Origin of the sequence: Roseinatronobacter bogoriensis DSM 18756 (assembly GCF_004366635.1) — a bacterium.
Lineage (GTDB): Bacteria > Pseudomonadota > Alphaproteobacteria > Rhodobacterales > Rhodobacteraceae > Roseinatronobacter > Roseinatronobacter bogoriensis.
In genome coordinates this window covers 160,096-180,550 of sequence record NZ_SORN01000004.1, presented here as the reverse complement: position 1 = coordinate 180,550, position 20,455 = coordinate 160,096, and the positions used below count along the sequence as shown (strand labels likewise).

Annotated in this window: 20 protein-coding genes and 1 tRNA gene; 9 read left to right on the top strand and 12 right to left on the bottom strand. The window is 57.7% G+C overall.

Translation table 11 applies throughout. From position 1 onward, the window contains the following. The first annotated feature begins 93 nt into the window (after positions 1–93). From EV660_RS11040 to EV660_RS11025, 4 genes are read left to right on the top strand one after another with little or no spacing between them, the layout of a single operon-like run. Positions 94–1,236: a Ppx/GppA phosphatase family protein gene (locus EV660_RS11040; RefSeq protein ID WP_071480510.1), complete on the top strand. Its 1,143-nt coding sequence runs from the start codon at positions 94–96 to the stop codon at positions 1,234–1,236. 17 nt (positions 1,237–1,253) lie between these two features. Further along, complete coding sequence (locus EV660_RS11035) at positions 1,254–1,979, top strand: RlmE family RNA methyltransferase (RefSeq protein WP_071480509.1); 726 nt, start codon at positions 1,254–1,256, stop codon at positions 1,977–1,979. Then, positions 1,976–2,452 (top strand): SAM-dependent methyltransferase, encoded by a 477-nt coding sequence (locus EV660_RS11030; RefSeq protein WP_071480508.1) that lies wholly within the window; start codon positions 1,976–1,978, stop codon positions 2,450–2,452. Before EV660_RS11035 ends, EV660_RS11030 begins: the two co-directional genes overlap by 4 nt. Positions 2,453–2,470: 18 nt before the next feature. Then, positions 2,471–3,277 (top strand): alpha/beta hydrolase, encoded by an 807-nt coding sequence (locus tag EV660_RS11025; RefSeq protein ID WP_100319140.1) that lies wholly within the window; start codon positions 2,471–2,473, stop codon positions 3,275–3,277. Here EV660_RS11025 and EV660_RS11020 read toward each other — a convergent pair. Together EV660_RS11020 and EV660_RS11015 are read right to left on the bottom strand one after the other, a co-directional pair. Continuing rightward, positions 3,274–3,669 (bottom strand): cell division protein ZapA, encoded by a 396-nt coding sequence (locus tag EV660_RS11020; RefSeq protein ID WP_071480506.1) that lies wholly within the window; start codon positions 3,667–3,669, stop codon positions 3,274–3,276. The two genes, EV660_RS11025 and EV660_RS11020, sit on opposite strands and share 4 nt — an antisense overlap. After that, positions 3,662–4,150 carry a hypothetical protein gene (locus EV660_RS11015; RefSeq protein ID WP_071480505.1) on the bottom strand — a complete coding sequence of 163 codons (489 nt, stop codon included), beginning with the start codon at positions 4,148–4,150 and terminating at the stop codon, positions 3,662–3,664. The genes EV660_RS11020 and EV660_RS11015 overlap by 8 nt, the downstream gene beginning before the upstream one ends. Before the next feature lie 218 nt (positions 4,151–4,368). On the opposite strand from EV660_RS11015, the gene tkt reads away from it, so the two are divergent. Beyond that, entirely contained in the window at positions 4,369–6,387 is a 2,019-nt protein-coding gene (gene tkt, locus EV660_RS11010; RefSeq protein WP_071482054.1) for a transketolase, read from the top strand. A 117-nt stretch (positions 6,388–6,504) separates the two neighbouring features. Here the strand turns inward: tkt and EV660_RS11005 are convergent, their stop codons facing one another. The 6 genes from EV660_RS11005 to EV660_RS10980 all read right to left on the bottom strand — a co-directional run bounded on the left by EV660_RS11005 (position 6,505) and on the right by EV660_RS10980 (position 13,274). Further along, positions 6,505–7,356: an ABC transporter permease gene (locus EV660_RS11005; protein WP_071480504.1), complete on the bottom strand. Its 852-nt coding sequence runs from the start codon at positions 7,354–7,356 to the stop codon at positions 6,505–6,507. 12 nt (positions 7,357–7,368) lie between these two features. Then, positions 7,369–8,676 carry an ABC transporter permease gene (locus tag EV660_RS11000; protein WP_084634847.1) on the bottom strand — a complete coding sequence of 436 codons (1,308 nt, stop codon included), beginning with the start codon at positions 8,674–8,676 and terminating at the stop codon, positions 7,369–7,371. Between the two features lie 100 nt (positions 8,677–8,776). Continuing rightward, a complete protein-coding gene (locus tag EV660_RS10995; RefSeq protein WP_071480503.1) occupies positions 8,777–9,880 on the bottom strand; it encodes an ABC transporter substrate-binding protein in 1,104 nt (367 codons plus the stop codon). A 95-nt stretch (positions 9,881–9,975) separates the two neighbouring features. Then, positions 9,976–11,088 carry an ABC transporter ATP-binding protein gene (locus tag EV660_RS10990; protein ID WP_134047589.1) on the bottom strand — a complete coding sequence of 371 codons (1,113 nt, stop codon included), beginning with the start codon at positions 11,086–11,088 and terminating at the stop codon, positions 9,976–9,978. A gap of 266 nt (positions 11,089–11,354) precedes the next feature. After that, a tRNA-Leu gene (locus EV660_RS10985) sits at positions 11,355–11,441 on the bottom strand. A gap of 159 nt (positions 11,442–11,600) precedes the next feature. Then, a complete protein-coding gene (locus EV660_RS10980) occupies positions 11,601–13,274 on the bottom strand; it encodes a peptidoglycan-binding domain-containing protein (protein ID WP_071480501.1) in 1,674 nt (557 codons plus the stop codon). Between the two features lie 90 nt (positions 13,275–13,364). Between EV660_RS10980 and lipB the strand changes: the two genes are divergently transcribed. The 3 genes from lipB to EV660_RS10965 all read left to right on the top strand — a co-directional run bounded on the left by lipB (position 13,365) and on the right by EV660_RS10965 (position 16,518). Beyond that, the gene (gene lipB, locus EV660_RS10975) at positions 13,365–14,027 is read left to right on the top strand and encodes a lipoyl(octanoyl) transferase LipB (protein ID WP_071482052.1); all 663 of its coding nucleotides are present in this window, start codon (positions 13,365–13,367) and stop codon (positions 14,025–14,027) included. Positions 14,028–14,295: 268 nt separating this feature from the next. Then, positions 14,296–15,963: a cytochrome c oxidase subunit I gene (gene ctaD / locus EV660_RS10970; RefSeq protein ID WP_071480500.1), complete on the top strand. Its 1,668-nt coding sequence runs from the start codon at positions 14,296–14,298 to the stop codon at positions 15,961–15,963. 117 nt (positions 15,964–16,080) lie between these two features. Further along, on the top strand, positions 16,081–16,518 hold the full coding sequence (locus tag EV660_RS10965) for a DUF2244 domain-containing protein (RefSeq protein ID WP_244927318.1): 438 nt from the start codon (positions 16,081–16,083) through the stop codon (positions 16,516–16,518). On the opposite strand, the gene EV660_RS10960 is transcribed toward EV660_RS10965, so the two are convergent. Genes EV660_RS10960 through gatC form a run of 4 tightly spaced genes read right to left on the bottom strand, consistent with a single transcriptional unit; the run spans position 16,492 to position 19,788 of the window. Then, entirely contained in the window at positions 16,492–17,175 is a 684-nt protein-coding gene (locus tag EV660_RS10960) for an N-acetylmuramoyl-L-alanine amidase (RefSeq protein WP_244927319.1), read from the bottom strand. The genes EV660_RS10965 and EV660_RS10960 overlap by 27 nt on opposite strands. A 9-nt stretch (positions 17,176–17,184) precedes the next feature. Continuing rightward, positions 17,185–17,985 (bottom strand): RodZ family helix-turn-helix domain-containing protein, encoded by an 801-nt coding sequence (locus EV660_RS10955; RefSeq protein WP_071480497.1) that lies wholly within the window; start codon positions 17,983–17,985, stop codon positions 17,185–17,187. 34 nt (positions 17,986–18,019) lie between these two features. Continuing rightward, on the bottom strand, positions 18,020–19,501 hold the full coding sequence (gene gatA / locus EV660_RS10950) for an Asp-tRNA(Asn)/Glu-tRNA(Gln) amidotransferase subunit GatA (protein ID WP_071480496.1): 1,482 nt from the start codon (positions 19,499–19,501) through the stop codon (positions 18,020–18,022). Then, positions 19,498–19,788, bottom strand: coding sequence for an Asp-tRNA(Asn)/Glu-tRNA(Gln) amidotransferase subunit GatC (gene gatC / locus EV660_RS10945; protein ID WP_071480495.1), 291 nt, complete (start codon positions 19,786–19,788; stop codon positions 19,498–19,500). The genes gatA and gatC overlap by 4 nt, the downstream gene beginning before the upstream one ends. Before the next feature lie 189 nt (positions 19,789–19,977). Between gatC and EV660_RS10940 the strand changes: the two genes are divergently transcribed. Beyond that, entirely contained in the window at positions 19,978–20,427 is a 450-nt protein-coding gene (locus tag EV660_RS10940; protein ID WP_198510676.1) for a CAP domain-containing protein, read from the top strand. The last annotated feature ends 28 nt before the right edge of the window (positions 20,428–20,455 follow it).

Below are 20,455 nucleotides of genomic sequence, written 5' to 3'. Positions count from 1 at the left end.
GAACCTCAGTCATCGCTTTTCACGCATGTCAAAGCTTGCTTATGCCAGCCGTGTTGATTACCTTCAAATGTAACACGAAATTGGAGGGCGATTATGACGCCCGAGCGTCCCACAGGCGTGGCCGCTTCCCCGAATGATATTGGCAGACGCCCCTTTGGTGCTGCCCCGAAATCGGTAAAGGCCGCGCGCCGACCTGGGTCAGACCCGCAACTCTATGCGGCGCTTGATCTGGGAACAAATAGTTGCCGCATGTTGATTGCGCGCCCAGCGGGCGGGCATTTCGAAGTGGTGGATAGTTTTTCCAAGGCTGTAGAGCTTGGAACCGGATTGAAAACTTCGGGGATGCTGTCGCATCGCCCGATGCAACGCACGTTGCAAGCACTTCGCATATGCCGGTCGAAACTGGATCAGCACAATGTGCGCAAGATGCGGCTGGTTGCGACAGAGGCATGCCGCCGCGCGCGAAACAGCCCTGACTTCATTCGGCGCGCCCAGATGGAGACCGGCTTGAAGCTGGAAATCATCACCGCAGAGGAAGAGGCGCGCCTTGCGGTGGTGTCTTGCGCATCGCTTGTCGCGCCCGAGACAGAGCAGTTGCTGGTCATAGACATCGGCGGCGGCTCTACCGAACTTGTCTGGATCGACCTGTCGCGCGTCGCGCCTGAAAAGCGGCGCAATGCCATCATGTCGATGCATCGCGGCGCGTTCATGGGGGAGCCGGAGGATGACAAGCCGCAGGTCGTGGACTGGATCAGCGTGCCGCTGGGGGTTGCGACCTTGAAGGACTATTTCCGCGAGGTTGATGATGACGCCGCGCGCTTTGCCTTGATGAGTTGGTATTTCGAGGAACAACTCGAAGCCTTCACCCCCTATCGTGATGCCAAGGCACATAGGGCATTTCAGGTTATCGGCACTTCTGGCACCATCACGACAGTGGCTGCGTCCTATCTTCGGCTGAAACGCTATGACAGGAACAAGGTTGATGGGCTTGTCATGAATTCGGACCAAGTCGACAGTGTGATCCGGGAATATCTGGCGCTTGGGCCAATTGGCCGACGTCAGGACCCGCGCATCGGGCGGGAACGGCACACCCAGATCATGTCTGGTGCGGCCATCCTGACGGCCCTGATGCGCGTCTGGCCAACCGACAGAATGTCTGTCGCGGATCGCGGACTGCGCGAGGGACTGCTATTCGCGCAAATGAGCAGCGATGGCGCACTTAACCTTATACCTTAAGAGAAACCCGTAACACCATGAAAATTAAAAATACATCCGGGCGCGGCCAAAGAGAGCTGAAGGTCAAGGTCAAGACGGCACGCGGGCGCAAGCTCAGTTCCACCCGCTGGCTGGAACGGCAGTTGAATGACCCTTATGTGCTGGCAGCGCGGCGTGACGGCTATCGCGGTCGGGCGGCCTACAAGCTGATCGAACTTGACGACAAATACCGCTTTCTGGTGCCCGGTGCGCGCGTGGTCGATCTGGGCTGTGCGCCCGGTGGGTGGCTGCAAGTCGCGGTCGCGCGTGTGAACGCCTTGGGTGAGAAGTCGGGCAAACGCGTAGGTTCTGTGCTTGGGGTAGATTTGCAAGAGGTGGAACCACTGGCCGGTGCAGAGGCGCATGTGCTTGATTTCCTCGACGATGGCGCCGAAGAAAAGGTCAAGGAGTGGCTTGGTGGCAAGGCCGATGTCGTTATGTCGGATATGGCGGCCGCCTCTTCCGGGCATAAGCAAACCGACCATTTGCGGATCATGGCGCTCTGCGAGGCGGCGGCCTATTTCGCGTTTGACGTGCTGGATGAAGGCGGCACATTCGTCGCCAAGGTTCTGGCCGGCGGTGCCGAAGGCGATTTGCAACGCCTGCTGAAGCAGCATTTCCGCAAAGTCGCCAATGTGAAGCCCCCGGCCAGCCGTGCAGATAGTTCAGAGAAATATGTTGTTGCGCAAGGGTTCAGAGGTCTACCCAAAGGCGCAGAGGAATGACAGGGCGTTTCGACACACGCCAAGGTGAAAGACGCCTTGATGCGCAGCCCGCTTTCCACGCGCAGGTCACTTTTATCGGTCATATCACCAGCCCGTGGAGCTTGGAGGACTGCCCCAAGAACCTGAGGCAAGCGCGCGAAACCGGACAAGACGCCACAGTGCACATTGATCCGCTGTTTCGACCCGGACTATCAGGGATCGAGGCTGGTGACGCTTTGGTTCTACTCTACTGGATGAGTGAAGCCCCCCGCGACCTTATCCATCAGACACCGCGCCACCGAAGTGAGGGGACGGGAACCTTCAACCTGCGCTCGCCCGCACGACCGAACCCGATTGGGATGGGGATTGTGAAAGTGCTCGGGATTGACGCCTCGCAAGGGGTTGTCCGCATTGATGCCATTGACGCGATTGACGGAACACCGCTGATTGACATCAAACCGCATATGCCACAAGCCGACCGCGTTCCCGACTGAAGATCAGGAGGTAACATATTGCCTTGGCTGGTTAAATTTGCACTCTCAGTTGCGGGTCTATATGTCTTTGTAGCGCTGCTATTCACGGTGATGCAGGGTGCGATTGTGTTTCCACGAAGCCTTGTCGGGCCATCACCATCACTGCCGCAAGAGAGCAGACAGCTTAGCCTGACACGTCCCGATGGGAGCGTTTTGCAAGGCAGCCTTATCCCCGGCCAAGATCCAACCAAGCCTTTGATCCTGGCCTTTGGAGGCAATGCCTGGAATGCCGATGCAGTTGCCTTGTTCGTGCATAGCATCGCTCCCGAATACCCCGTTGCGGCGTTCCATTTCCGCGGCTACGCGCCCAGCACGGGACGCCCGTCAGCGAATGCGCTGAAAGCGGATGCGCTGGCCTTGCATGACCATCTTGCGCCGGATGCACCCAATGGCATGATTGCAGTAGGATTCAGTATTGGCAGCGGCGTTGCAGCATATCTGAGTTCGGAGCGGCCTATAGATGGGGCCGTGCTTGTAACACCATTTGACAGCCTTGTTGCCGTTGGGAAGCAGACCATGCCCTGGCTGCCGATCCGGTTGCTGTTCCGGCATGAAATGAACACGTTGGAGGCGTTAAAAACCTCGCCTGCGCCGGTCGCCCTCATCCTCGCCAGCCGAGACGAGGTGATCCCGCCTGCCCGCGCCGAAGCGCTGATTGATGGGCTACAAGCGCGCGACCGTGCCATTGCAGCAATATCGCGACTTCAGGCCGGACATAACGACATCTATTCACACCCGGAATTCCCGGGTGAATTGCGCAATGCCCTTTCGGCTGTGTCTGACTAGACTTTCGCGCGCGCTTCCAGATCTTCGGCAACAGCTTCCGCCCGCGCAGCGAGTTCTGTCAACGCATCGGTCACATCTGCGGGGATTACAGGCACCTCAACCCGTCGTGGCTGCGGGTCAGGGCGCGAATGAAGGCGCGATATTTCTTCACGAAGTGACGCGACTTCAGCTTGCGCGGCCTTGAGCTTGTCATCGGCTTCTGCGGTCTTGTCGGCCAGCATCAGCCCTGACATCAGCAACATGCGTTCAGCGGGGACGCGGCCAATCTGGTTCAGAAGCGTCCGCGCTTCGGCATCCAGCATTTCAGCAGCGGAAATCAGGTATTGCTCTTCCCCCGGCTGGCAGGCAACCGTAAATTCCTTGTGACCGATGGTTATGATCTGATCAGGCATTTGCATCCTCCGAGGAAATCAGCGGCTTCAATTCGCCAAGCACATCTTCCATCTCGGCCATTTCAGCGGCGCGTTCAGCGCGTAGCGCCTCCAGTTCTGCCAACAGAGAGCGGTTGATGGTGCTGGGTTCGATGATTTTTGCCTCGGACCCTTCGCGCAGCTGACGATTTGCCTCGATCAGTTTTGTATTCGCCTTTTTCAGGCGCAGCATTTCAAGGCTTTGCAAATCCAGCTGTTCTGTCATCCGCGCCAAGCGGCGCTCCAGGGTTGCAAAAGACCCTTCCTGTCGATTACGAACCGCATTCACACGCTCTGACAGTTGCGCGGTTTTTGCGCGCTCTGCCTCAAGCTTTTGACGCAGTTCATCAACTTCAGCGGAACCCTCTGGCTCCGTGGGGGCTGCGCCAAGCTTCTGGGCACTCTTCGCAATCCGATCAAGCGCGCGACCCAGGCGGCGCTCGAGGTCTGACACATTGCTCATGCGTTTATCGCTTCCTGCTTCAATGCACTTTTGACCAGCCGCAATCCCGAATCACCACACCAGTGACACAAGACGCAAGCGCTCTTAGCCTAACCTCAAACCTGTCGCTTTCCAACAAGCTGTCATGAATTGAGTCGCGTGACGGCATCGCTTTGCTTGAACTTGCCGCTGGGGCTGGTATGACGCCGCAAAGATTGGCCAGACAAGGAACACCCAACGTGGATATTGCTGCCCTGAGAGATGCGCACCCCGATCACTGGAACAAGGCAACCGCTATTCGCACTTTGGCGATGGATGCAGTTCAGGCCGCAAATTCTGGCCATCCCGGCATGCCGATGGGAATGGCGGATGTTGCAACTGTACTGTTTGAGCGGCATCTGAAATTCGACGCTGCCGCCCCTGACTGGGCCGATCGCGACCGTTTTATCCTGTCCGCTGGTCACGGCTCAATGCTGATTTATGCGCTGCTGTATCTGACCGGGTACGAAGACATGACCCTCGATCAGATCAAGAATTTCCGCCAATGGGGCGCAATCACGGCAGGGCACCCGGAATACGGCCATGTCAAAGGCGTCGAGACGACAACCGGCCCTCTGGGACAAGGCATCTCCAACGCGGTCGGCTTTGCCATGGCCGAAGAAAAACTGCGTGCGGAATTCGGACCGAAAGTGGTCGATCACTACACCTATGTCATCGCGGGCGATGGTTGCCTGATGGAAGGCATCAGCCATGAAGCGATTGGCCTTGCCGGACATCAGAAACTTGGTCGCCTGATCGTCTTGTGGGACAACAACGACATTACCATTGATGGCCGCGTCAGCCTGTCCGACAGCACTGACCAGCGCGCGCGCTTTGCTGCAGCGGGCTGGAAGGTCCTGGCCTGTGACGGGCATGACCCGGAAGATATTGACCGCGCCCTGACGGAAGCGAAAGGGTCTGACCGCCCCGTATTGATCGATTGCAAGACGATCATCGGTTTTGGCAGCCCGAAAAAGGCCGACACATCCGGGGCGCATGGCTCTCCCCTTGGCGATGCAGAAATTGCGGTCACCAAGGAGATTTACGGCTGGCCCTATGGGGCATTCGAAATCCCTGATGAGGTGCTTAAAGCGTGGCGCAGCATTGGTGCACGCGGCGGCGTTGCACGCGCGGCATGGGAAGAGCGGTTCGCCAAGCTGTCAGGCACCAAGCAGGCCGAATTCACCCGCCGGATGGCAGGTCAGGCCCCGAAAAAGCTCGAATCCGCCATCCGCGCGTTGAAAAAGCAGATTTCGGAAACCGCCCCCAGCGTGGCAACGCGCAAATCATCAGAAATGGTGCTGGAAGTGGTGAATCAGGTCATGCCTGAAACACTGGGCGGTTCCGCCGATTTGACGGGTTCCAACAATACCAAGACAAGTTGTCTGGGTGTCTTCTCTTCTGAGGATCGCAAGGGCCGCTATGTCTATTACGGCATCCGCGAACATGGCATGGCAGCCGCCATGAACGGCTTGGCGCTGCATGGTGGCGTGAAGCCCTATGGTGGAACCTTCCTGTGCTTTACCGATTATGCGCGCGGGTCGATGCGGTTGTCTGCCTTGATGGGTGTGCCGGTCACCTATGTCATGACCCACGATTCCATCGGGCTTGGCGAAGATGGCCCAACCCACCAGCCGATCGAGCATCTGGCCATGCTGCGTGCGACACCGAACACACATGTATTCCGCCCCTGCGACACGGTCGAGACGGCCGAGGCCTGGGAACTGGCATTGACAAGTGAGCGCACCCCGTCGGTTCTGGCGCTAACACGTCAGAACCTGCCGACCTACCGGGTCGAGCATAAGGTCAAGAACCTGACGGCACAGGGTGCCTATGTTCTGGCCGATGCAGAGGGCAAGCGTCAGGCGCTGCTGATGGCAACGGGTTCCGAGGTCGAGATTGCGATGCAGGCGAGAGAGTTGCTACAGGCCGAAGGTATTGGCACGCGCGTCGTATCTTTCCCCTGCTGGGAGCTGTTCGAGGATCAGCCAGAGGCCTATCGCCGCAAGGTCCTGCCCGCAGGGCCTGTGCGGGTCGCGATTGAGGCAGGCATTCGCTTTGGCTGGGATCGGTGGCTGTATGGTGAACGTGGCCGGCGCGAGAAATCCGGCTTCGTCGGGATGCATGATTTCGGGGCTTCTGCCCCAGCACCGGAACTATACAAGCAATTCGGCATTACGGCGCAGGCTGTGGCCGAAAAGGTCAAGTCCCTGCTTTAATGCGATGCCGGGCTTGCCCCGGCATCCGCTATTTCTTCGCGCAATACACCATTCAGACAAAGAAAATGCCGGGCAGATTGCCCGGCATTTTCTTGGTCTGATTTGATAGTCCCAGATCTATCCGGGCGTCACGCCCCGTAATCTTTCGCCACGGCGACGCAACAATTCGACCACTGTCAGCAACGCGATTGAGATCATCACGAGAATAGTCGCCACAGCCAGAATAGTCGGGCTGATATCCTCGCGGATACCGGACCACATTTCCCGTGGGATCGTGCGTTGTTCTACACCGGCAACAAACAGCACCACCACAATCTCGTCAAAGGAGGTGATGAAGGCAAACAGCGCACCCGACACAACACCCGGCAGGATCAGCGGCATGGTGATCTTGAAGAATGTCCGCGTCGGCGAGGCCCCAAGATTGGCCGCAGCACGGATCAGCGATTGGTCAAAGCCCACCAGCGTTGCCGTCACGGTTATCACCACAAAGGGCGTACCCAGTGCAGCATGGGCCAGCACCACCCCCAGATAGGTCTGGGCAATGTTGATCGACGAGAAAAAGAAGAACATCCCGGCCGCCGAAATAATCAGCGGTACGATCATCGGGGAAATCAGGATCCCCATGATCAGCCCCTTGGCGGGCATTTCCGAACGGGAAAGGCCAAGGGCGGCCAATGTTCCCAATGTCGTTGACACGATGGTTGCGGCAATCCCGATGCTGAACGAATTCCGGATAGACCGCATCCAGCTTTCAGAGCCAAGAAAGTCCCGATACCAGCGAAGGGAATAACCATCCGGGTTCAGGGTCAGCATCTCACGCGTGAACGTGAAGAAAGGTTGCGCATTGAAGCTGAGCGGGATCATGATCAGGATCGGCGCAAGCAAGAAGAAGAAGATTGCATAGCAGATCACCCGAAAGGTGTAATGCCAAATCTTGTCTTTTACCGTGTAATAGGCGGGCATGGACATTGCGTTTCTCCCTTACCCGAGTTTCAGGCTGTCAGCGCCGACAAGCCGGTTATACAGCCAGTACAACACCAGCACGCCAACCAGCAGCATGGTCCCAAGCGCGGCCGCCAAGCCCCAGTTCAAGGATTGCTGGATATGGCGGGCAATCTCGTTCGAGATCATGCGCCCGGATTGTCCCCCCACAAGCGCGGGCGTGATGTAGTAGCCAATAGAAATGATGAACACCAGAACACCCCCTGCCCCGATCCCCGGCAATGTTTGCGGGAAATATACGCGGCGGAATGCGGTCCATGGCCGTGCGCCAAGGCTCTTGGCGGCGCGCATGTAGCTGGGCGGGATGGTGCGCATTACAGAATACAGCGGCAAAACCATGAAGGGCAGCAAGATATGCGTCATGGCAATGATTGTCCCAGTCTGATTGTAGATCAGACTGAACCTCCCATCATCGCCAATGAAGCCCATGCCAACCAGTGCATTATTGATGACCCCTTGTTGTTGTAATAGCACGATCCAGGCCGAGGTTCGCACCAGCAGCGAAGTCCAGAACGGCAGCAAGACAGCAATCATAAGCAGATTTGCATAGCGCATCGGCAAGGTGGACAGGTAATAGGCAATCGGAAAACCCAGAATGAAGGTCATGAAAGTGATCGCAACACTGAGCGCCAGGGTGCGCCCAAACAACGAGACATAGATCTGGCGGTTTTCGGGGCGTTTTACGATATTGCCATCTGCATCATATTCACGGTCAAGCGCTGCCACGTAATAGGACAGGGTCAGTGGTCGCCCTTCGCGTTTGATGATCTGCCATAATTCGGGTTGTCCCCATAGCCTGTGCGCATCGGTGAACGCGTCGCGGTAGGGTTCTTCGAAGTTTGGAACGCTTCGGGCCGTGCGTGAAATCGCACTGCGCGCTGCGCTCAATTCGTAATTTAGGCGGATACCAAGCGGACCGATTGCCTGTTCACGGCGCGGGCGGTCAAGATCTTCCATCATATCGGCATGAAGCGCGGCAAAGACCGGCTCATCGGGCACACCCTGCCCGTCCCAGTCTTCCAGCGCAACAAGGGTACGCGGCAAGGCGTTCACGATCTGCGGGTTATCGACGGATCGCCACATCATCTGTGCAATGGGAAAGGCGAAGAAAATCAGGATAAAGGCAAGCAGCGGTGCGACCAGTGCGAGTGCGGTCAGTTTGCGGCGTCTGTTTGCGCGTTCAAGCGCGCGGCGCAATGGCGTGCCGTCCGAAGTCACCAATCTGCCGCGACTATCAGTCGCCGTCCCGATGGCACCTTCTTCAGAAGTTGCGCTCTGAATCGCCATGTCTGCGCTCCTTGCAGCATAATGTGAAAACTAGAGGCTGCCTTTCATCAGGCAGGAAGGCAGGGCGCACAAAAGCGCGCCCTGCTGAAGGTTGCTCAGATTACTGAAGCATCCAGTTCGCGAAACGCTCGCGCAGTTCGTCGCCATAGTCGACCCAGAAATCGTTATCCAGAACGATCGGCGCGAAATAGTTTTCAGGCGCAGTTGGCATATGCGGTGCCATGTCAATGCCCAGATCGGCATGCTCACCCACCAGACCGGCCGAAGACGCGCGTGCTGGACCGTAGCTGATGAATTTGGCCTGATCTGCCAGACGCTGTGTGTCTGTTGCGAAATACAGGTATTCCATCACCAGTTCTTCATTCGGGCCATCAGCAGGCACAACCCAGCCGTCCCATTCGACGACCTGACCATCCCAGATGATGTCCGCGTCCATACCTTCGACTTCGATAGCATCGAACATACGGCCGTTATAACCGGTCGCAAACGCAACCTCGCCATCAGCCAGAAGCTGTGGTGCCTGCGCACCTTCTGTCCAGAAGATGATGTGATCCTTGATCGTGTCAAGCTTGGCAAAGGCACGGTCCACACCTTCTGGAGTGCTGAGCACTTCATAGATATCTTCCGGGTCTACCCCATCAGCATAAAGCGCCCATTCCAGATTGGTGCCGGGACGATCCTGCAGCGCGCGGCGGCCAGGGAAGTTCTCGACATCGAACAAATCCGCGATCGAGCTGGGCTGCGCGTCATCCGGGAATGCACCCGGACGATAGGTCAGCACTGTTGAATACACGATCTGCGGGATGAAGCACTCACCCAGCGAACCGGGCAGGAAGTCTTCGCTGGCAGGGGTGCCATCTGGTGCAGCGGCCAGCATCGCATCATGGTCGATCTGCAAGATGATGCCTTCATCACAGGCCAGCTGTGCATCGGATGGCAGCATGTCCACCAGATCCCATGTCACATTGCCTGCCTGTGCCTGCGCACGCAAACTTGCAAGAGCATTGGCAGAACCGTCATCATTGATGATGGTGACATGCGGGTTGGCTTCCATGAAGGGCTCATGATAGGCACGCTGCTGGCTGGCGGTATAGGCACCGCCCCAGGAGACGATCGTCAGCGATACAGGATCCTGCGCCGCGGCGCTTAGTGCCAGAACGCTGACAGCCGAGCTTAGGCCGATCAGTTTCAATTTGGATGACATTGGTAACCTCCTTGGTTTGTTATCAGTCACAGACAAAAGCCTGTGCTTTTTCAGACAGTCCCATCCCTCGGACCGTATGCTACGCCGCTTGCCCGTCACTCTGGACAGTCAAGCGCGCGACAGTCTTGCGGCATCCAGCCGATTTCGATCATGCTGCCCGGCTTGTGGCGCACCTGATCGGGCGCATTGCGGGTTTTCATGACGAAATTCTCGTTTCCAGCAACTCTCAGGCGCGTGCGGAAAACGTCGCCCATATAAATGAATTCAAGCACTTCTGCCTTGATCGTATGCGCATCCTCAGCCAGACGATCCTTGTTGGCTTCGACACGTTCCGGACGGATCGAAACGCGGGTTCTTTCCCCGACTTTCGAAACATTGACCGGCTTGGCATCAATCAGGACACCGCCGTCTAGTTGCACAACGCATGTCTCGCCCTTGATCTCTTTTACCACACCGTCAATGGTATTGTTTTCGCCGATAAACTGCGCAACGAAACTGTTGCGCGGTTCTTCATAGAGAACATCTGGCGGCGCGAGTTGTTGAATGCGGCCATCCTCGAACACGGCAACATTATCCGACATGGTCAGCGCTTCTGTTTGGTCATGGGTCACGTAAACCGTGGTGATGCCCAGATCATGTGCCAGACGGGTGATTTCGAATTGCATGTGTTCACGCAACTGCTTGTCAAGCGCGCCCAGCGGCTCATCCATCAACACCAGTTCAGGCTGGAAAACCAGCGCACGTGCAAGCGCAATACGCTGCTGCTGACCGCCAGACAGTTGCGCGGGGCGGCGATTGGCAAATGCCCCCATTTGGACCATGTCCAAGGCGCGCATCACGCTTTTTTCGCGCTCTGACTTGCCCATACCGCGCACTTCCAGCGGGAAAGACAGGTTTTCGCCGACTGTCATATGTGGGAAAAGCGCATAGTTCTGAAACACCATCCCGATGCCGCGCTTGTGGGGCGGAACGGAATTGATCGGCTTGCCATCCAGCAAGATCTCACCGCTTGTCGCGGTCTCGAACCCGGCCAGCATCATCAAACAGGTGGTTTTGCCGGACCCCGAAGGCCCAAGCATGGTCAGGAATTCGCCTTTAGCCACTGAAAGGTTAAGGTCTTTGACTACAAGGGTTTCCCCATCGTAGCTCTTCTGGACACCATCATATACGACAAATCCGTCGCCCTGCTGTGCTGCGACCACGTTCATCTCCCCGTAAATCGGCGGTATTCCGCTCTCTTCATGCCTCAAGTAAAAACCAAGGAGGATATATAATGCAACCGATAACTTTGATTAACGCTGATTTGAGCTGTTTTAAGGCGTATGAACTTTTTTCTGCAAGCATCTAAGTCGTTTGTTCTGGTATCCGCCCAGAAACAGCAAAAAAGCATAACCTTGCAAATATCCAACCTCTCAAGACATACGCTGCCAGAAGTCAGCGTCGCTGCAAAAGTCGATCTTTTTTCAAGAAGATTTGGTGCGGTCGAGAAGACTCGAACTTCCACGGGAGTTACCCCACAGCGACCTCAACGCTGCGCGTCTACCAATTCCGCCACGACCGCACATGACTTGGTGTGCGCCTGATAGCCATTCACACCGGCCTTGTGAAGAGGGAAAAACACCTTGAGCATCAAGTTTTCTATCAAACGCTGGCACCGCAAAACGGAGCATGGCGCACCGAAGGCGCGCCATGCAACAAAGCCAGACGCGTAAGCTCGCGCTCAGTCTTGCGGAACCATGAACACTGGCACCGTGGCCTCTGCCCCCGCGTCTTCTGTCAGCGCGGGCTGTTCGCCTGACATACCGAACACAGCCGCACGCAACAACGCATCTCGTTCAGGCTGCATCGGTGCAAATACCGCCTGCTTTGCAGGATCAAGCCCATATTCATACCAGGCTGCAGCCAGATCCTCGCGCTGCGTGGCGCCGTAGCCCTGCCCCAGATGGTGCGCAAGCAACTCGCCATAAGCGCGTTCGCCCATAGCGACCAGCAACAAGGCAGAACCAAGTGACAGATCCATGTCGTCCAGCTTGTAGCCCACAGCCAGACAGATGCGCGCAGTCGCGGCAAGCTGTTCGGGACTCATGCCTGATTCAAGGATAAACCCGCCGACAGAGCGCATCACCTCATCCCGTGGCTGCAACGAGAGCGCTGAAACATGGGGGCGCAGCGTTGGCGCGAATTGCTGGCATTGGGTCACGATCTGCTCGGGCGTTGCACCTTGAACCTTGGTAATCAGCTCTTCGCCGTCCGCGATTGCATAGGTACGCGCAAGGCAGAATTGTTCATTCACCACCATAAGCGGGTCGGTCATTGTGGCCTGCGTCGTAAAGCCGCCATTGGCGCTGGTCAGCAAACTGACGCGGTTGCAATGCGACGCCAGCGATCGTTCGGCCTGCCCACCACCGAAAAAGCTGGGGATTGCTGGTGACGCCTCGGCAGAACCGGCATCGGGATTGCGCGCGGCCGGCTGGGCAGAGGGCACAGACAATGCAACTTCTGTTGTGGCAGAGGGCTGCGCCGCATCTGTTTGAGGCGCCGCAACCATGACAGGGGCCTGAGTGTCGGTCATCTCGCAGGTGCCACGCGTACATGCGAACATGGCCGGTGTCACATTGAATGCCTGAAAGTCATTGCGAACATAACCTTCCGGAGTCGAGACAAAAACCTGAACCGTACAGGCTTGCGCGCTGCACCAGAAGGCACTTCCCGTCACAGAAGTGTCGATGATGTAATCCGTTCGGCCATCGCCATTCAGATCGGCAAGCTGGATGAACCCAGCACGCTGGACAAGCTGTGAAGATGACGGGTCGGATGAGGCAGCGATTTCATCAACTGCGTTAGCGACGGCGGCAGGCAACCCGTAATTGCCCGCAGATTGCACGGGCGAGCGTCCTGACATCTCATCACGAACCATCAGCAACAACCCTCGCATGCCCTGAGGATGGGACGAGACAGCTTGTGCAACCTGAGGCCCGCCGATGATTGCGCGCTGATGTGCTGTTATCAGAATGTTGCGTTCGAATTCGGTCAACTGGCCCGTGCCGGAAAAGCCCAGAAACGCCTGGTACTGCGAAATCCCCTCGCGCGAGCGCGGCCCGATCGCACCATCTACGGTGCCAACATTCCAGCCAAAGTGGTTAAGGGCCGTCTGCACAGCGCGGTTCTGCTCTCGTTGTACCGTGTTGACTGTGGGGCGCGGCGCTGTGCGCTGCTGGGTCGTGCGTTGTGGTTGCGCCCTTTGGGGCTGCGCGCGTTGTTGATTGGCAATCGCACCACCGATGATGCCGCCAATGATACCCCCGACCAGACCATCTTGCGCGCGCGCTTCAGTAACAGGAAAAGCGACAGTGCTGATGGACAGGGCGGCAATTAGACTGTATTTGAAAACCATATCATATCCCCCGAAAAATGCCTGACACCAGATTAGCGCCTGCGCTCAAATCTGACTAACGTTTTTTTGATCGCGGAGCGCAGCATCCAGATGTCAACACAACCGCCTGAATGGACCTACAAGCAAGGCTTGTCAGATTATCAGGAAACCCTTCAAGCGATGGAGGCGCGCGTCGCGGATATTGCCAAGGGCAATGCACCAGAAGCAATCTGGCTGCTGGAACATCCGCCGCTCTATACGGCCGGAACAAGTGCCTTGCCCGCGGACCTGACCCAAGCTGATCGCTTTCCTGTTCATTACGCCGGTCGGGGCGGTCAGTATACCTATCACGGACCCGGCCAACGTGTTGTCTATGTCATGCTGGACCTGAACCGACGCGGGCGCGATGTGCGGTGTTTTGTGCATAATCTGGAAAGCTGGGTGATCAATACACTGGGTGAATTCGGCATCCGCGCAGAGCGCCGCGCGGGCCGTGTCGGCGTCTGGGTTACCCGCCCGGAGAAAAGCCCCCTACCCGACGGCAGCCCCCGCGAGGACAAGATTGCCGCGATCGGAATCAAGTTGCGCCGCTGGGTCAGCTTTCATGGCATTTCAATCAATGTCGAGCCGGACCTGAGCCATTTTGAGGGAATCATTCCCTGCGGAATCCGCGAACATGGCGTCACGTCGCTGGTCGATCTGGGTTTGCCTGTCACTATGGGCGATCTCGATTTGGCGCTAAAAAGGCAATTCATGCACATATTCGGTGATTGACATGCGTTTGGCTGGCTGATTCGCACCTCATCCCTCAGCTGCACCGCAGCAATTGCCTTGATCCATGTCAAAAAATCTACCCTCTGCGACACTTGGAGCATTGCTCTATCAAAAGTCACATCCTAAAAGCATAGTATACCGCGATACACAGGGATGTGTTCTGTGCCCTTAGGATCGCGAAAGCAGACCGGCTCGTTCAACAATTGTCCGGGCCATGCACGACAACAGTTGCGATTAACGCAACAGGAATCGGGAACTGGAGTAGCCAATGGCCGATGCAGCCACGCATGACCACGGACATGAAGATACCCGCGGGTTCTTCACCCGCTGGTTCATGTCCACCAACCACAAGGATATTGGTATCCTTTACCTCTTCACGGCCGGAATTGTCGGCTTCATCGCTGTGGCCTTTTCGGTCTACATGCGTCTGGAGCTGATGGAACCGGGCGTTCAGTACATGTGTATGGAAGGCGCAAGCTTCACTGCACAGGATGACTGTACGCCCAACGGTCATATCTGGAACGTGCTGGTCACGGCGCACGGCATCCTGATGATGTTCTTTGTGCTGATCCCGGCCTTGTTCGGTGGTTTTGGCAACTACTTCATGCCGCTGCAAATCGGTGCGCCGGATATGGCGTTTCCACGGCTGAACAACCTCAGCTACTGGCTGTTTGTTGCAGGTTCGGCGCTGGCAGTCGCATCGGTGCTGTCGCCGGGTGGTAATGGCCAGCTTGGGTCTGGTGTGGGCTGGGTTCTGTATCCGCCACTCTCCACCAATGAGGCCGGCTATTCGATGGACCTTGCGATTTTTGCGGTCCATGTGTCGGGTGCCTCGTCCATTCTGGGTGCGATCAACATCATCACCACATTCCTGAACATGCGTGCCCCCGGCATGACATTGTTCAAGGTGCCTTTGTTTGCATGGTCTGTCTTCATCACCGCGTGGATGATCCTGCTGGCGCTGCCGGTTCTGGCAGGTGCGATCACCATGCTGCTGACGGATCGCAATTTCGGCACAGCCTTCTTTGACCCGGCCGGAGGCGGTGACCCTGTGTTGTATCAGCACATCCTGTGGTTCTTTGGCCACCCGGAAGTGTATATCATCATCATTCCGGGCTTTGGCATCATCAGCCACGTGATCGCCACCTTCTCGCGCAAGCCGATCTTTGGCTACCTGCCAATGGTCTGGGCGATGATTGCGATTGCGGTTCTGGGCTTCATCGTCTGGGCGCACCACATGTACACAGTCGGAATGTCATTGACACAGCAAACCTACTTCATGCTGGCGACGATGGTGATTGCGGTGCCGACCGGCATCAAGATCTTCAGCTGGATCGCAACGATGTGGCGCGGCTCTGTCAGCTTTGAGACACCGATGCTCTGGGCTTTCGGCTTCTTGTTCCTGTTCACCGTCGGTGGTGTGACCGGAATCGTGCTGAGCCAAGCGCCGATCGACCGCATCTACCATGACACCTATTATGTGGTGGCGCATTTCCATTATGTGATGTCGCTTGGCGCGGTCTTTGCCCTGTTTGCCGGCATCTACTACTGGATGGGCAAGATGTCTGGTCGCCAATACCCTGAATGGGCCGGCAAGCTGCATTTCTGGACCATGTTCATCGGTGCAAACATCACCTTCTTCCCGCAGCACTTCCTCGGTCGTCAGGGTATGCCGCGCCGCTATATCGACTATCCCGAGGCCTATGCGCTTTGGAACTATGTCAGCTCGATCGGTGCATTCATCAGCTTTGCGTCCTTCCTGTTCTTCATCGGGATCGTGTTCTACACGCTGAAATATGGCCGCCGCGTCACTGAAAAGAACTACTGGAACGAGCATGCAGATACGCTGGAATGGACCCTGCCCTCGCCCCCGCCCGAACATACGTTCGAGCAGCTTCCAAAGCGCGAGGACTGGGATAAACAGCCTGCACATTAAGGGCTCAAGACAGAAACTATGCCTGTCATCTGGTCGATAACACCAAAAGCCCCGGGCACTGCGCCCGGGGCTTTTGCACTCGCGTCCAGTGATCGTGCAGAATACCGGCTGTCGCTGATGCCCCATCTGTCAATGGGGCCGCGTGGGTTTGTCCGCATCATTGCAATCAGTGCCACAGTTCTGGCCCTGCCACTTCTGGGTGTTCTGGGGACGCCTGTTCTATGGGGACTGCTGCCATTTGCGGGCCTTGCACTTTGGGCGCTATGGTATGCGCTCAGTCGCAACAGCGCCGAAAGACGCGCCCTGCGCGAAGATGTCTTGCTTACCAAAGAGCGGATCGAGATTACGCGAGTGAACCCGCGCAAGCCCGCGCAGCACTGGCATGCCAATCCCTATTGGGTCAGAGTAAAGCTGGCCGAAAAAGGGGGGGCGGTGGAAAACTACCTGACGCTGGAAGGCAATGGCCGCGAGGTGGAACTGGGCGCATTTCTCAGCCCGGAAGAACGCGCATCACTCTATCACGAGTTATCACGCGCGTTGCGGCAAATGCGCTGAACGCGCGTTTCGAAAAGCAATGGCAATCGCATTGGCCCGGCGACGATCGGCAACAGTTTCCGGGCCACGCGCAGTCGGCAAGAACCTGAAGCGAAAAGCTTGCAGGCGTTTTTCGGCCTCCACCGCCGGATAGCCGATAGCATCCAGACTATCGGCAAGCGGCAGATCATCGCCCATGCCATCAGGACAAAACCCTAGCGAGAGGCGGTCGAGCCGCCGCCAGTCAAAGCGTGGGCCGGGGTCTTCCTTCCGCTCTGGTGCCATATCGGAATGGGCTATGACTTGATGCGGCGGAATATTCCACCTGTCCATCATACTGCTGAGCAGCATCTCAAGGCGGTGCATCTGTGGCTCTGGGAAAGGTTGCGCACCAGTATTCACCAGTTCAATGCCAAGGGAATGAGAGTTGATGTCACTCACCCCACACCAAGACCCTGCCCCGGCATGCCATGCGCGATCAGCCTCTTGCACCAGTTGCCAGACCTGCCCCGATGGCGAGATAACATAATGCGCCGAAACTTCCGCCGTTGGATCACATAGCCGATCGAGTGCGGCGTCGGAATCGCGCATTCCAGTGTAGTGCAGAACGATCAAGGATGGACGCGCGCCATTGCGGCGCTGTCCAAAATTGGGGGATGGGGTCCAGTTTGACTGCAACAGCCGCGATCACTCGCGCGCGCGTACTGTGCGGGCAGCTTGCCGGAATGGCGTGGGGTCCCACCAGCAGGCGAAGCCATCGCCATCCGGGTCCAGATGATTGGGATCACGCTCTGGCCCGCCAGCTGCAAGAAACGCCTCTTGCGCAAGGTCCTGGCTTGGGAATTGCGCACAAGCCGTTTCCGAACGGCGCCAGCGGAACGGATTGGTTCTGTTATAACGCTGCTCGCCCACATTATGCTGCGTGGATAAGGCATAGACAAACAGGTTTGGGCCGCTTGTCCCCGCCGACATCTCGCTTTCGCTGACGCGCACTTGCGGCACGAAATCCCGCTCTACCAGCCTGTCAGGCTGGGCGGTGCCAAATGGCTGCGGTGTGAATTGCTGCTCGCTGACCCCGGTTGCTGGGCTCGCAGTCTGTGTGGGAGCCGTTGGCGACAGGGCAGATAGCGGCGCGCCAGCTTCTTGCTGTGCAACGGGGAATTGCTGCGCTGTGGGCTGCGATGGTTCGGCAGGCGCGCTGCCCCGCACAGCCGCAACCGCTTCCTGCCCGATCGAGGTCGGTTGACCTGACGGTTGCGCGAATTGGGGGCCGCTTGTCGCAGGTGCTTGTGTATTGCGGGCCTGCGCGGCCTCATTGCGCCGAATGCGCGACAACTCTTCTTGCGCGCGCATGTATTGCGCGTAATCGCTGAAGCCCACACCGCGCCCTGTGGTGTCGATAACGTTGGAATAGGGCGCAGAGGTGTCGCACCCTGCCAAGACCACGGCGGTGGCGCCTATCACGATCAGTGCTTTGGGAAAACGCATCAAACCTCTCAGCCTTGCAAAGCCATAGGGTAAGTTACCACCATTTTTCAGGTTTGGAAACAAAGCCGGATGCCGCTTCAAGAACATGTGCTGTATTCAGCAACGCCCCTTCTTCCCAAGGCCGCCCGATCAGTTGCAGCCCCAGCGGCAGCCCTTTCGCATCCAGCCCGGCAGGCAGGGCAATACCCGGCAGTCCCGCAAGGTTCACCGTCACAGTGAACACGTCATTGAGATACATCTCTACCGGGTCAGCATCCGCCATTTCGCCCAGCCCAAAGGCCGCCGATGGTGTTGCAGGCGTCAAGATTGCGTCGATGCCCTGGGCAAACACCGCCTCGAAATCACGCTTGATCAGGGTACGAACCTTGCGCGCGCGGTTGTAATAGGCATCATAGAACCCCGCAGACAGCACATAAGTGCCGATCATGACACGCCGCTGCACTTCCATCCCGAACCCTTCGGCGCGGGTTTTCTCATACATCTGGGTAATGCCATCGCCCGGCCCCAAGGTGGCGCGGTGCCCATAGCGCACCCCGTCATAGCGGGCGAGGTTGCTCGACGCCTCTGCCGGAGCGATCACGTAATAGGCGGGCAACGCGTATTTCGTGTGCGGCAGCGAAATATCGACAATTTCCGCACCCGCATCGCGGAGCATCTCTGCGCCTTTGTCCCAGAGCGCCGCAATCTCGGCGGGCATTGCGTCCAGCCGGTATTCGCGCGGAATGCCGATCTTGGTGCCACGAATGTCACCTGTCAGCATTGCTTCAAAATCCGGCACGGGCAATTCGGCGCTGGTCGAATCTTTCGGGTCATGGCCGCACATCGCCTGCAACATGATCGCAGAGTCGCGCACGGTTTTGGTCATTGGCCCCGCCTGATCCAGTGACGAGGCAAATGCAACGATCCCCCAGCGCGAACAACGCCCATAGGTGGGCTTGATCCCGACTGTGCCGGTAAAGGCCGCCGGCTGGCGGATCGAGCCGCCCGTATCTGTGCCGGTTGCAGCAAGGCAGAGGTCCGCCGCAACTGCCGCCGCTGATCCGCCGGATGACCCCCCCGGTGTCAGATCGCGGGCATCAATCTTCCACGGGTTGATCGCATTTCCATAGACCGAAGTTTCATTGCTGGACCCCATGGCGAATTCGTCCATGTTCAGCTTGCCCAGCATCACGGCCCCCGCATCACGCAGTTGCGCAGACACAGTGGATTCGTATTCGGGCCGGAACCCCTGAAGGATACGTGACGCGGCCTGAGAGGCGACCCCCTCTGTGCAAAACAGATCCTTGATGCCCACCGGGATGCCGCACATCGCTGGCGCATCCCCTGCCTTGATCCGGGCGTCGGCGGCCTTCGCCCGGTCCAACGCAATTTCAGGTGTGTGATGGACGAACGCATTCAGCTTGCCCGCCCCCTCTATTGCCGCAAGGCAGGCTTCGGTCAGAGCAACCGATGTCACATCGCCCGAACGCAGGTGATCGCGCGCCTCGGCAATTGTCAGTTTGTTCAGATCACTCATTCCACCACCTTTGGAACAGCAAAGAAACCTTCGCGCGCGTCAGGCGCATTGGACAGGATCCTGGCCTGTATATCGCCATCGGTCACACCGTCCTTGCGGCGTTTCAGGCGCATGGGCGTCACCGATGTCATCGGCTCCACGCCCTCGACATCTACCTCGTTCAATTCTTCCATAAAGGTCAGAATCTGGCTGAGTTCCTGCGCCAAGGCGGGCAGATTTTCTTGGGGAACTGCAATGCGGGCAAGATGGGCCACCTTGCGCGCTGTCTCCAGGTCGATCTCGGACATGACCCCTCCGGGTTTTCTGGCATTTACAGCCGCGTTTAGCCCGATGCCGCGACAGGTGCAAGCACAGGGAATGCTGACAGGTGACATGCAGGAATGCGCCCAACCAGAACCACGCAACGAAATGTGAATTAACCTGAACCCAACCCATGGCTAGGGTTGCAAGGGCTGTGCCTAAAGAGATTTCTGACCATGCTGCGTGTCCTTGCTATTTTGGGTCTATGCGCCCTTGCCGCCCCTGCTTTGGCCTGCCCTGCCCCGCCAGCCGCAGAAATGGAAATTCATCTGGCCGCCGTGAATGCAGAGAGGCGCAAGGCGGGACGCGCGCCGCTTGCGCTTGCACCCGACCTTAGCCGCGTGGCGCAAGCCCATGCCTGTGATATGGCGAGGCGCGGTTATTTCAGCCATACCAGCCCCGATGGGCGCAGCATGTCCGCCCGGTTGGGCCAGGCCGGGCTAAGCGGGCTTTGCGCGATGGGCGAGAATATCGCACGCGGCCAACGCGATGTGCCCAGTGTGATGGAGGGCTGGATGCGCTCTGCCGGGCACAGGCGCAACATTCTGGACAGCGATTACACGCTTGTCGGGTTTGGTCGCGCTGACGGGCCGAACTGGGTTCAGGTTTTCGCGCGGCCTTGTTGATTGTCCATGCACGCGCCCTGCGCTACAT

What these genes read in the sequence shown, in the direction of transcription:
- EV660_RS11000 (WP_084634847.1), bottom strand. Translation starts at nt 8,676, where the DNA reads ATGGCGATTCAGAGCGCAACTTCTGAAGAAGGTGCCATCGGGACGGCG.
- EV660_RS10980 (WP_071480501.1), bottom strand. Translation starts at nt 13,274, where the DNA reads ATGGTTTTCAAATACAGTCTAATTGCCGCCCTGTCCATCAGCACTGTC.
- gatA (WP_071480496.1), bottom strand. Translation starts at nt 19,501, where the DNA reads ATGAGTGATCTGAACAAACTGACAATTGCCGAGGCGCGCGATCACCTG.
- EV660_RS10965 (WP_244927318.1), top strand. Translation starts at nt 16,081, where the DNA reads ATGCCCCATCTGTCAATGGGGCCGCGTGGGTTTGTCCGCATCATTGCA.
- ctaD (WP_071480500.1), top strand. Translation starts at nt 14,296, where the DNA reads ATGGCCGATGCAGCCACGCATGACCACGGACATGAAGATACCCGCGGG.
- lipB (WP_071482052.1), top strand. Translation starts at nt 13,365, where the DNA reads ATGTCAACACAACCGCCTGAATGGACCTACAAGCAAGGCTTGTCAGAT.
- EV660_RS10955 (WP_071480497.1), bottom strand. Translation starts at nt 17,985, where the DNA reads ATGCGTTTTCCCAAAGCACTGATCGTGATAGGCGCCACCGCCGTGGTC.
- EV660_RS10995 (WP_071480503.1), bottom strand. Translation starts at nt 9,880, where the DNA reads ATGTCATCCAAATTGAAACTGATCGGCCTAAGCTCGGCTGTCAGCGTT.
- EV660_RS11015 (WP_071480505.1), bottom strand. Translation starts at nt 4,150, where the DNA reads ATGAGCAATGTGTCAGACCTCGAGCGCCGCCTGGGTCGCGCGCTTGAT.
- EV660_RS10990 (WP_134047589.1), bottom strand. Translation starts at nt 11,088, where the DNA reads ATGAACGTGGTCGCAGCACAGCAGGGCGACGGATTTGTCGTATATGAT.
- gatC (WP_071480495.1), bottom strand. Translation starts at nt 19,788, where the DNA reads ATGTCCGAGATCGACCTGGAGACAGCGCGCAAGGTGGCCCATCTTGCC.
- EV660_RS11020 (WP_071480506.1), bottom strand. Translation starts at nt 3,669, where the DNA reads ATGCCTGATCAGATCATAACCATCGGTCACAAGGAATTTACGGTTGCC.
- EV660_RS10940 (WP_198510676.1), top strand. Translation starts at nt 19,978, where the DNA reads ATGCTGCGTGTCCTTGCTATTTTGGGTCTATGCGCCCTTGCCGCCCCT.
- EV660_RS11035 (WP_071480509.1), top strand. Translation starts at nt 1,254, where the DNA reads ATGAAAATTAAAAATACATCCGGGCGCGGCCAAAGAGAGCTGAAGGTC.
- EV660_RS11005 (WP_071480504.1), bottom strand. Translation starts at nt 7,356, where the DNA reads ATGTCCATGCCCGCCTATTACACGGTAAAAGACAAGATTTGGCATTAC.
- EV660_RS11040 (WP_071480510.1), top strand. Translation starts at nt 94, where the DNA reads ATGACGCCCGAGCGTCCCACAGGCGTGGCCGCTTCCCCGAATGATATT.
- EV660_RS11030 (WP_071480508.1), top strand. Translation starts at nt 1,976, where the DNA reads ATGACAGGGCGTTTCGACACACGCCAAGGTGAAAGACGCCTTGATGCG.